General features: G+C 46.6%; 13 protein-coding genes. 5 read left to right on the forward strand and 8 right to left on the reverse strand.

The features are described 5' to 3' along the window. Nucleotides 1-155 precede the first annotated feature (155 nt). From ACTNB8_RS15520 to ACTNB8_RS15540, 5 genes are all read left to right on the forward strand, one after another. The gene (locus ACTNB8_RS15520; protein ID WP_441055992.1) at nt 156-1,055 is read left to right on the forward strand and encodes a S24 family peptidase; all 900 of its coding nucleotides are present in this window, start codon (nt 156-158) and stop codon (nt 1,053-1,055) included. Between the two features lie 12 nt (nt 1,056-1,067). After that, the gene (locus ACTNB8_RS15525) at nt 1,068-1,340 is read left to right on the forward strand and encodes a hypothetical protein (protein ID WP_441055993.1); all 273 of its coding nucleotides are present in this window, start codon (nt 1,068-1,070) and stop codon (nt 1,338-1,340) included. A gap of 44 nt (nt 1,341-1,384) precedes the next feature. Continuing rightward, nucleotides 1,385-2,857 (forward strand): Y-family DNA polymerase, encoded by a 1,473-nt coding sequence (locus tag ACTNB8_RS15530; protein WP_441055994.1) that lies wholly within the window; start codon nt 1,385-1,387, stop codon nt 2,855-2,857. Nucleotides 2,858-2,868: 11 nt separating this feature from the next. Then, on the forward strand, nt 2,869-3,321 hold the full coding sequence (locus tag ACTNB8_RS15535) for a YolD-like family protein (protein ID WP_441055995.1): 453 nt from the start codon (nt 2,869-2,871) through the stop codon (nt 3,319-3,321). A gap of 174 nt (nt 3,322-3,495) precedes the next feature. Next, entirely contained in the window at nt 3,496-3,687 is a 192-nt protein-coding gene (locus ACTNB8_RS15540) for a DUF6219 family protein (RefSeq protein ID WP_441055996.1), read from the forward strand. Between the two features lie 65 nt (nt 3,688-3,752). Here the strand turns inward: ACTNB8_RS15540 and ACTNB8_RS15545 are convergent, their stop codons facing one another. From ACTNB8_RS15545 to glmM, 8 genes are all read right to left on the reverse strand, one after another. Then, nucleotides 3,753-4,076, reverse strand: coding sequence for a hypothetical protein (locus ACTNB8_RS15545; RefSeq protein WP_441055997.1), 324 nt, complete (start codon nt 4,074-4,076; stop codon nt 3,753-3,755). 111 nt (nt 4,077-4,187) lie between these two features. After that, nucleotides 4,188-4,976 carry a hypothetical protein gene (locus ACTNB8_RS15550; RefSeq protein ID WP_441055998.1) on the reverse strand — a complete coding sequence of 263 codons (789 nt, stop codon included), beginning with the start codon at nt 4,974-4,976 and terminating at the stop codon, nt 4,188-4,190. Between the two features lie 2 nt (nt 4,977-4,978). Continuing rightward, complete coding sequence (gene gloA2, locus ACTNB8_RS15555; RefSeq protein ID WP_441055999.1) at nt 4,979-5,362, reverse strand: SMU1112c/YaeR family gloxylase I-like metalloprotein; 384 nt, start codon at nt 5,360-5,362, stop codon at nt 4,979-4,981. A gap of 120 nt (nt 5,363-5,482) precedes the next feature. Beyond that, nucleotides 5,483-5,809 (reverse strand): hypothetical protein, encoded by a 327-nt coding sequence (locus ACTNB8_RS15560; RefSeq protein ID WP_441056000.1) that lies wholly within the window; start codon nt 5,807-5,809, stop codon nt 5,483-5,485. A 64-nt stretch (nt 5,810-5,873) separates the two neighbouring features. After that, entirely contained in the window at nt 5,874-6,650 is a 777-nt protein-coding gene (locus ACTNB8_RS15565) for a hypothetical protein (protein WP_441056001.1), read from the reverse strand. Between the two features lie 149 nt (nt 6,651-6,799). Further along, nucleotides 6,800-7,402, reverse strand: coding sequence for a VanZ family protein (locus ACTNB8_RS15570; RefSeq protein ID WP_441056002.1), 603 nt, complete (start codon nt 7,400-7,402; stop codon nt 6,800-6,802). Next, on the reverse strand, nt 7,399-9,267 hold the full coding sequence (glmS, locus tag ACTNB8_RS15575; RefSeq protein WP_441056003.1) for a glutamine--fructose-6-phosphate transaminase (isomerizing): 1,869 nt from the start codon (nt 9,265-9,267) through the stop codon (nt 7,399-7,401). Before glmS ends, ACTNB8_RS15570 begins: the two co-directional genes overlap by 4 nt. 86 nt (nt 9,268-9,353) lie before the next feature. Further along, nucleotides 9,354-10,739 carry a phosphoglucosamine mutase gene (glmM, locus tag ACTNB8_RS15580; RefSeq protein ID WP_441056004.1) on the reverse strand — a complete coding sequence of 462 codons (1,386 nt, stop codon included), beginning with the start codon at nt 10,737-10,739 and terminating at the stop codon, nt 9,354-9,356. Nucleotides 10,740-10,983: the final 244 nt, after the last annotated feature.

The following is a 10,983-nucleotide window of genomic DNA, read 5'->3' on the forward strand; positions in this document are numbered from 1 at the left end:
GGTGTTCAACCGGTTGGGAAAGGTTTGGAAGAGTTACTTCTACCACTGTTTTTGCAATGGTAAGTTCCAGTCAAGACCTACTGGAACTGGAATTTACTTTTCCAATTGACCGTCAGATACTGAGCACTGAACAGTCTGACCAAGGAGGAAACACTATGGCTAAACTATCAAAGAAAGCCTCAGTAACTGTAAAACGGTCATCTGCTTCCAGCTCTGTTGTCTATCTTCCGCAGGCGGAAAAGAATGAACAAGCCGAATTTGCTTTCGGTGCCGTTATCCGTAAATACAGAAATAAAAATGAAATGAGCCAGCCAGAACTGGCAGATCTCATGGGTGTATCACGCAACACCATTACAAACTGGGAAAACGATCGTGCACGTCCGGAAGTAGAAACTATTCGGGTTCTTTGCAGTATGCTCGGCATCCCCCTTTATGAACTATTTGGACTACCAAACAGTTCTCAGCTTACTTCTCACGAAAAAGTCGTGTTCGGACAGTACCGAAAACTGAGTCCCGTCGGCCAGCGCATCGTAGATCGGATGATTGAATCAGTTATGGGTGAAGAGCAAGATGCTCGTGATAGATACTTGGATGAGAACTATTTTCTGTCCGAGTTGCAGTCTACTCCTGCCGCGGCTGGTCCCGGCTGTGCTTTTATCGACACACCGCCAGAGTATATGTTTATAAAGAAAAACGGATACAACGAATCTGCTGATGCGTTGATTCGTGTATCCGGTGCAAGTATGGAGCCACAGTATCATAATGGCGATCTGGTATATGTAAAGTATACTCAGTCTGTTGAAGATGGCGATATTGTTATCTGCTCTACTGCAGATGGTGCCGTCATCAAGCAGATGCTGAACCACAAACTCTACTCTTTAAATAAGGCACTCCCCTACGGTGAGAAGTCTGAAGACGATCATGTTACCATTGTCGGCAGAGTTCTCGGGAAGGTAAGTCCCCTGGAGCTTCCTGCTGATGATGACATCCATCTGCTTGAAGAAGTAAAAGCCCAGGAAGTCCGGGAGTTCAAGAAGAAGTATGGATTGCTGTAAGAGGTGATCATCATGAATAAAGAAAAAATCTATGTAAAAGTCGATTCCACATTCGACCCAACCGGTTTCATGCAGCCGACATCGATCACATGGTCGGATGGACGTACCTTCCCAATCGAAACAGTGCGCGACTTCCGTCCTGCCGGGACTGCCGATAACGGTTACTCCGGTGACTGCTTTACTGTGCTCATCCAAGGGCAGGAAAAGCACCTGTTCTTTGAACACCTCGACTCACGCTTCAACGGACGATTAGGCCGATGGTTTGTCGAGAGAACCGGACATTAAAAGCATTATTATGAGAACACAGTCAGAAAGGAGGAAATTGTACAATGCAACGCACATATCTTGCGATAGATCTTAAAAGCTATTACGCGAGTGCAGAATGCGCCGCCCGCCACCTCGACCCACTTACCACCAATCTGGTCGTGGCAGATTCCTCCCGTACTGAGAAAACTATCTGTCTCGCTGTGTCTCCTTCCCTGAAAGCCTATGGCATTCCGGGTCGCGCCAGACTGTTTGAAGTCGTCCAGAAGGTCAAGGAGGTCAATGCGAATCGGTTAAGAGAAGCGGTACGATTAAGAAAAGCTGTGTATAAGGACGGTAAACCATCCTTCTCCTCTGCCTCCTATGATTCCTTATCCCTTGCCGCCGACCCGTCACTCGAACTCTCTTACCTTGTTGCACCGCCTCGGATGGCGTATTATGAAAAGGTGTCGCGGCAGATTTACGGCATCTATCTGAAATACATCGCGCCAGAGGACATCGTGGTATATTCCATTGACGAAGTGTTCATCGATGCCACCTCGTACCTATCCCACTATAATATGACCGCACACGACCTTGCCATGACAATGATCCGGGAAGTGCTTTATACGACCGGCATCACTGCCACCGCCGGGATTGGTACCAATCTATATCTGGCGAAGCTGGCAATGGACATCACTGCCAAACACGCTGCGCCTGACAAGGACGGAGTCCGCATCGCTGAGCTGGATGAAGAGAGCTTCCGCTATCTCCTCTGGGATCACAAGCCACTCACAGACTTCTGGATGACTGGCCCCGGCACCGTCAAGCGACTAGAAAAGCACGGCATCCATACGATGGGCGAGCTGGCATATTTCAGCACCGTCAATCAGGATATCTTATATAAGGAATTCGGTGTTGACGCCGAACTGCTGATTGATCATGCTTGGGGGCTGGAACCCTGCGGTATGAAAGAAATCAAAGCCTACAAACCCAGCACCAACAGTATCTCCGAGGGACAGGTTCTCTCCTGCCCTTACCCATATGATAAGGCAAAGATCATTGTCATGGAGATGGCTGACAGCTTAGTATTACAATTAACGGATAAAGGGCTGGTTACGGACAGTCTGACACTGGATGTTGGCTATGACCGGGAAAACTGTGACTGCGGAAAGTACAGAGGTCCGGTACACATCGATCACTACGGCCGCACCGTTCCGAAAGGTGCCCATGGAACCGTAAAATTAGATAACCCAACCAACCTCGGCAGTATCCTGATCTCTGCCACAACTGAGCTGTTCGAGAAAATAGCTGATAAAACACTGACTGTGAGACGGATCACTATAGCTGCTAACCGTGTGGTCAAAGACGAAGGATTTTTCCAAGTTGACCTATTCACGGACACAACCAAACTGGAAAAAGAGAAAAAGCTGCAGAATGCGATGCTGGGTCTCAAGAAGAAGTTCGGCAAGAACGCCGTTCTGAAAGGAACCAACTATCTGGATGGCGCAACGATGAGAGAAAGAAATCAGCAGATAGGCGGCCACAAGGCCAAGTAAGGAGGGAGAACATGGACTACAAGAACACACCGGAAGGCAGATCCGTCCAAAGTAAGTATGGCAAAATACTCCATGCTTCCCGCCCAGAACCGCCACATAATTATCCCCGGATGCCGATGTCCAATCGTGCTAAAATTTTCTCTCCGTTTGCCGCCTTGCGAGGCTATGAGGATGAGATTGCTTCTGAAGGCAGAGATCATCTCAAAGGAAACAGAATCGAGCTGTCTGAAGAAGGCAAGCAAGCTCTGAACCAAACGATCAGCCAGCTTTGGAAAGGTCAAGAGATCACAATAAAATATTTCACGGACGGCTACTATGAGAATATAGCCGGAATACTGGATTCTGTGGATGTGATAAATAAAGAACTGCGAATTTACACAGGATTTATAAACGATACCGGCAAAGAGCTGCCGACCATTATTGCATTTGAAGATATATTAGAGATTGGGGTGAATATGACTTGAACTACTACTTTTGCGATGCCTGCCGCTACTGCTTCTCTGCCGAGGAACTACCTGACCGTTGTCCAGACTGCGGAGCGGTAGCACACGATAATAAAAAGGCAGTACGGCCGGCGAGTAAAACGGAAATCGAGGAATTGCTCAAAATACAGAAAGAAGATAAGGAGGACACACAAAATGAAAGCACATAAATATTGGTCACTTGGCGCACTTGCCTGCATGGCAGGATGCTTCTACACGGGCTGCAAAAAACTGATGCAGGCTCACAAGTATTTTGCTTGTGGCTCTCTGGTCTGCATAGGCATGGCAATCTACTCAGGCCACAAAATTGCACCGAAGAAGAAAAAAGCTGAAAAGCCTGAAAAATAAGAACACACGCCCTCGCCACAACAAGCGAGGGCTTTTTTGAACTCCAGGAGTTCACTTTATTTCCATCACAAGCTATACACTTCCATCATGAGCCGAATTCCGACTTTCAGACCTTCCTCAAAAGCGGTCTTTTCCCATGCACAGCACACCGTTCCCTGCCGGTCCATGATCTTCTCCCAAAGCGGAATCTTATCTCCGACGTAGTCATCTACGAGCCTATCCATACCTTCCAAGCTACACAGCCACTCTTCCAGTTCTTTTTCCTTGACCTTTGCAGTTTTCCCGGCAACTGTGTTTTTCTCTACTGGGTTGTTCTCTGTATAATGCTCGTAGATTAGATCCAGCAGATTCTCCACCGGCGGATAATATTCCGGCTTCGTTTTCTTCATGTACTCCTCCAGCATTTCTTTCAATTTTTCTATAATGCTACCATCCTTCCCAACCGAGATTCACATCCTCAGTTATGGCACATATTACCGTAGACTTTTGCACATAGCAACCTATTTTTTGCGGTCTTTTGGACGGCCCATCTTCTCCTTTACCTTGTCCGGCACATCAATCAAGCCGAACCGATAGAACATCCCGTAAATATAAGTCACGCCCCGGATATCCCCCAGAGCCTTTGGGCGGTCTACCACTTCTCCTTTAATGTTCTTCAGTGCCAAAATTATAGAACTCCACGCTAGACTTTTACTCTTCTCCCGGCGGTCGATCCACAGCTCTTTCGTGTACTCGCCGTTCCTGCCTTTCCGCACCTCATAAGTAAATGGCAATCCAGAGTAGGTTTTAAATCCTACCCCAGCATAGGCCAGAACCACACCCCAGAAGTTTTCTTCTGTCGAATCAGCCCTCCACCGCTTCATTGCTCTGTATCTCCGCTGCCGCTCTGCCCCAACACTGATCTTCTCTTTTTCTGCTGTACTTGGGAAGTACACGCCTTTTTTATAAGGCAGGTACGAGGTAACAGAGGCTTTGGAAAGTTTCAGGGTGTTTGCAGTTGAGAGTATGGAGGTTTTGTAGTCTTGTGTTTCTCGGTACTCTTCAAAAGTATTTTTTACTTTCTCCGCCACTTCAGATTCATACACACCGGCCGTGATGAGCAGCTTTCTTACTTTTATTGGATTTAATCCCAGTTCTTCGCCGATGGCCTGCAAGGACATCTCAGAATTATAAAGCGCCACAGCAGCATCCATCTGCTCTTTCAGGTTTTTCCCGGCATCATACTCCGGCTTCAACTTTTTCCGGCCGCCACCGGGCTTCCGGGGTTTATACGCTCTTTTTTCTCCCATGATTATTCGTGCAGCTCCAACGGCAGTCCATCCGGATCATGGAAGAATGTCATCTTCTTGCCGGTGTAATCATCCACACGGATCGGCTCACATTCAATCCCTACCTCCGCCAACTCTTTCACAATCTGCTCCACGCTCTCCACACAGAATGCAAGATGACGTAGCCCACAGGCTTCCGGGCGGTTTACACGCTTCGGAGGGTTTTCCTCAGCAAAAATCTCCAGCTCTGTGTGTTCATTGACACGCAGATCCAGCTTCCAGTCCTTACGCTCCGAGCGATAGTTTTCTCTGATGACAGAGAAGCCCAACTTGTTCACATAGAAATCCTTAGCTGCTTCGTAGTCAGATACGATGATTGCAATATGATGTATTTTAGACAAGTTCATTTTTCTCACACTCCATTTCTTTTAATTTTGTTCTTCTTTTATTTTCGTTATAAACTATATGGCAACCTTAAAAAAATACCGTGTGAACTCCTGGAGTTCAGTTTGTCCACACGGCCGATCTTATTTCAGTTTTTCGAGGATCTCGTCCGCGCTCATGCCGCTTGCCAACAGCTTCTTAAGCACAGCCTCGGCTTCGGTCTTCTTAGCTTCTTCAGCAACCTTAGCATCTGCCTTTGCCTTCTTCGCTTCCAGCGTTGCCACTTCTTTTTCGGTCTTCTTCAGAGCAGACTTCTTCTCTTTCAGATCAGCCTTCAAAGTGTCAATGTTGGCAGTGATGGATGCGATCTCAGTATTCAGGGACGCAATAGTCTCCTGCTTCTCCGCAATCTGAGATGCGTAGTCGTTATTGGTTTTGGGACGGTTTTTGCTGCCTTTCGTTCTGGGCATAGGTGATAACCTCTTTCCTTTTATAGTTGTTTAAGTGTAGTAGTGTGTTGGGATGAGGGCAATATCAGTGTTCTCTCATGAAAGATTCAAGTTCTTCTATTTTATATGTATCTCTAAGATTCACTGGATAATTTGTTCCTACTGATATATGTTCTTCCGGCATAACAAATCTAAACTCTTGTTCATCTTTAAAAAATACATCCTTGCAAAACAATACTCTATATGCAAAATCCCCGTAAAAGCTATACGTTTTTCGCCCATCTTCTACGACTGGTGGAACATCTTGCGTCACATATTTCATGTACTCCATGTCCATTGCGGTTTGTCCATTTTCTGCTGGGAATCCCTCATCAATATGAAAATAATGAACCAACTCACTTTTGATTTCACGTCCAATTGATGCTTTTACATCCTCTATAAAATTATTAGGATTATCAATTATGACAACACTATCAGCATTCGGGAAGTGTGTTCTAATCGTATTTTTTGTTTTCTCAGATAATTTGATTCTAATTTTGCCATCTTCCCCTAATTCACAGTCTTCATCAAAAACTGCAAACAAGCAAAAAACCGGCATTTTCTTAGCGGGAGCAACTCGTGCTATACACCTTGTCTGATTATTTATTTGTGTCAACACTTCATGCGTTGCTGGATCACACATAGTCATACTTTGAGCATATACCACTGTACTTGCTTCAAGAACATCTCCTTGCCCTCGAATCTTCATATTATCTTCTATTCCCCAGAATGTTTGGGCATTAGAGCAATAAAGATTTCCTGCAACTAAATTTTCCATATGCTCTTTTTGCCCGAATTTCAACAAGAATCTAATATCACTCATAACAGTGGCCTCTCTTCCTATGTTTATCATTTCATCACATCTCAGCCGATCATAAGATCGTTGCCTGCTGCTCACCACGGAGATGTGTGTGATTCATTCGAGCAGCGTAGGGAGCTACCGCTCCCAGTATATCACAATTTCATCCAGTTTTACAGACGCTTTCTTACCTTCATCACCGCACAGTACATTAAACCGCCTGGCACTCCGCCGACTGTGTTATAGAAGATGTCGGATAGCTGGAACGTTCCTAGCCGTAGCAATAATTGCAACATCTCAATGCTTATCGAGAAGATGAACGCTATCTTTCCGCTTTGCCACAGTATCTTCTTCCAGCCATTTCCTATCTTCTCTCCGAATGTCCACATCACTACTGCTGAGAACGGCACCATCATAATTACGTTCTCGATGCACTCAGTGGTCAGCTTCTGTTCACCATTCACAGTCTCCCAGATGCCCCAGCCACCCATGACATCGGATAAAGGATTCATCCAGAGGTTACGGTTCAATAATGTTCGGAACAAAATCATTGATGTCACAAAGGCCAATAGAAACAGTTTCCGAAAGAACACACGCTCCTTGAACTTCTGATACCATGTCACTATGGCACTCTTCCATCCCTTACCTGCTGCGGTAGGTTCATACGCATACAGATAGAAAAACATTGCGAGGAATGAAAGCAAGAGTGAGAATCCAAACGGCTCATACAGAGCAGTCAGGATGTTTGTGAGAATTTTGGATAACACTTTTATCATTCCACTGTTACACTCTTTGCAAGATTTCTCGGCTTATCCACGTCCAATCCTTTTGCAACACTTACATAGTAGCCGAGTAGCTGCAACGGAATCACTGCCAGGCTACCAACAAAGTGCTCGTCCACCTTTGGAACATAAACTGTGAAGTTTACCTGATCTTCGATTTCATACTTGCCATAAGTAGTGAGCCCCATCAGATAAGCACCACGGCTCTTGCACTCCAACATATTGCTGATAGTCTTTTCATAGAGTTCGCTCTGGGTCAGCACGCCGATGACCAGTGTTCCCTGCTCAATCAGGCTGATGGTCCCGTGCTTCAGTTCCCCAGCAGCATATGCCTCCGAGTGAATGTAGCTGATTTCTTTCAGTTTCAAACTACCTTCCAAGCAGACAGCATAGTCAATGCCACGACCTACGAAGAACACATCGTGTGCATTGGCATACTTTGCTGCAAACCACTGAATGCGCTCTTTATCTTCCAAAGTTTTCTGCATCTTCTCCGGGAGAGTCAACAGTTCAGAAATATAGTAGCTGTACTGTTCTTCAGTGATTTTTTCTCTAACCTTCGCAAACTGAACCGCCAGACAGTACATGGCTGCCAGCTGTGCACTGTATGCCTTGGTCGTTGCAACAGAGATTTCTGGACCAGCAAGGGTGTAGAACACTTTGTCCGCTTCACGGGCAATACTGCTGCCTACCACATTGACGATTGCCATTGTGGTTATGCCTTTTTCTTTTGCAAGTCGCAGTGCAGCCAATGTATCTGCTGTCTCGCCAGACTGGCTGACAACGATTACAAGTGCCTTCTGATTGAGCGGCATCTTCCGATAACGGAACTCGGATGCGAGTTCCACACGCACTGGGATATCCGCTATATCTTCCAGCACATACTGAGCAGCCATGCCCACATGCCATGCAGAGCCACAGGCAACAATATAGATCTGCTCAAAGTTTTTAATTTCGTCCTCGGTGATCTCCACACTGGATAGGTCGATAGCGCCGTTCTTGATCACAGAGTTAAGGGTATCCTGAACAGCTTTCGGCTGCTCATGGATTTCTTTCATCATGAAATGCTCAAAGCCGCCTTTTTCGGCAGCCTCGGCATCCCACTTGATTTCAGTGGTCTGCTTCTCGATCTCATCACCGTTCAAGTCATAGAAATGAGCTTCACCCGGAGTCAGTTTTGCGAACTCAAGGTTGCCAATGTAATACACGTTGCGAGTGTATTTCAGAATTGCCGGGACATCCGAAGCCACATAGGTCTCACCATCCGCAATGCCGATGATCATCGGGCTATCCTTACGTGCCACCCAGATCTCGCCCGGATTGTCACGGAACATCAGCTCAAGAGCGTAGGAACCACGGACACGCACCATCGTCTTAGCGATGGCATCAATAGGACCGAGGTTGTACTTCTTATAATAGTAGTCCACCAACTTGATGACTACTTCCGTATCCGTCTGGCTGTAGAACGTATAGCCATGCTTCAGCAGCTTTTCTTTCAGTTCGGTATAGTTCTCGATGATGCCGTTATGTACGCCAACGACCTCAGACTCCACTGTGCCGGAACCAGAACGGGTACAGTTACCTGAAACATGCGGATGTGCATTGGTTTGGCTCGGCTCACCGTGGGTCGCCCAACGAGTATGACCAATACCACAGGTTCCTTTCAATGCCTTGCCGCCATCTGTTTTCTCGATCAGATTGGACAGGCGTCCCTTCGCTTTCACGACTTGTGCCAGATTTTCTCCGTCACGGACAGCCAGTCCGGCCGAGTCATATCCTCTATATTCCAGTTTTGACAGACCATCCAACAGGATAGGTGCTGCCTGTCGGTTTCCTGTAAAACCAACGATTCCACACATAGGTTTATCCCTCCCGTTATTTAATCTATTATACTTTCCCTTTTATGCAAAACGACTCCGGGTAACTGCCAGAGTCGTCATTGACTTTACGCCTTATATCCCTTTTCGCAGATCACATTGACCACTTCATCAACATACTTCTGGCAAGTATCGTGGTCAGGTGCTTCCACCATAACACGAACCACCGGCTCAGTACCTGACTCACGCACCAGAATACGGCCGGTATCGCCCAGTGCTTCTGCCACAGCCTTGACTGCTGCCTGCACTGCTGGGTCGTTCTGTGCGGCCTTTTTATCCGTAACGCGGACATTTTCCAGCACCTGCGGATAGATCTTCAGCGGTGCTGCCAGTTCGCTCATTGGCTTCTTCTTTGCCAACATGACTTCCATCATCTTCAAGCTGGTCAGAATACCGTCACCAGTGCTTGCGTACTTGGAGAAGATGATATGGCCGCTCTGCTCACCACCAATACGGCAACCGTTCTTTGCCATATACTCGTAAACATACTTGTCACCCACAGCAGTCTTAGCGTAGCCGATGCCCTGCTCATCAAAAGCCTTGTAGAGGCCAAAGTTGGACATAACTGTGGTAACGACTGTATTATTTAACAGCTTACCACGTTCTTTCATATAGCAGCCGTAGATGTACAGGATGTGGTCGCCAGTGATAACATTGCCCTTCTCATCCACACACAAGCATCGATCAGCATCACCATCGTAGGCAAAGCCAACATCCAAGCCCTTCTCCACTACGAACTTCTGCAGACCCTCGATGTGGGTGGAGCCAGCATTATTGTTGATGTTCAGACCGTTCGGCTTGTTATTGATAACGTAGGTATCTGCACCCAGAGCATCGAAAACGCTCTTAGCGATATTCCAGCTGGAACCATTGGCGCAGTCTAGACCAACCTTCACACCCTTGAAGGAGTAAATACCCAAAGAAATCAGATAACCCATGTAGCGGTTGCGGCCTGCCACATAGTCCACGGTGCAGCCGATGTGCTCATGGTGCGCAAAAGGCAGCTCCGGCCAGTCCTTGTCAAATACATGGAGCTTGCCATCGATGTAGTCCTCTACCAGAAGCAAAGTTTCTTCCGGCATCTTTTCACCATAGCAGTCGATCAGCTTGATGCCGTTGTCGTAGTACGGATTGTGGCTGGCAGAAATCATGATGCCGCAGTCAAAGTCATCCACACGGGCAATGTAGGCCACGGACGGAGTGGTGGTGACATGGAGCAGATAAGCATCTGCACCGGAAGCAGTCAGACCAGCCACCAGACTATATTCAAACATATAGGAGCTGCGACGCGTATCCTTACCGATGACGATACGGGCAGGCTCTTTATCTCCGTTGCGCTCACGGAGAGCATTATAATACCAGCCGAGGAAACGCCCCACCTTGTAGGCGTGGTCGGCTGTTAATGTAATTCCGGCTTCACCACGGAAGCCGTCTGTCCCAAAGTATTTAGCCATAATTCACTTTCCATTATATCTGTTTTAATTGATAAAACATTCTAACACGGTTGTCCATTCATCGTATTGAAAGTTACTTTATCTGCAATAAATTTATTTTTTTTCCAAGTTCTAAATCCCACATAGCTGGTTCAAAGTAACCGCCAAATAATGATGCGGTCAGATATAAAATTACCCCAGCCCTTTGCGAGTTGGAGTAATTCACTATAATTCACATGCGATTTTTGATAGATTGGAGTTTTTC

Origin of the sequence: Blautia sp. HCP28S3_G10, from assembly GCF_052065235.1 — a bacterium.
In the GTDB taxonomy this organism is placed as follows: domain Bacteria; phylum Bacillota; class Clostridia; order Lachnospirales; family Lachnospiraceae; genus Blautia_A.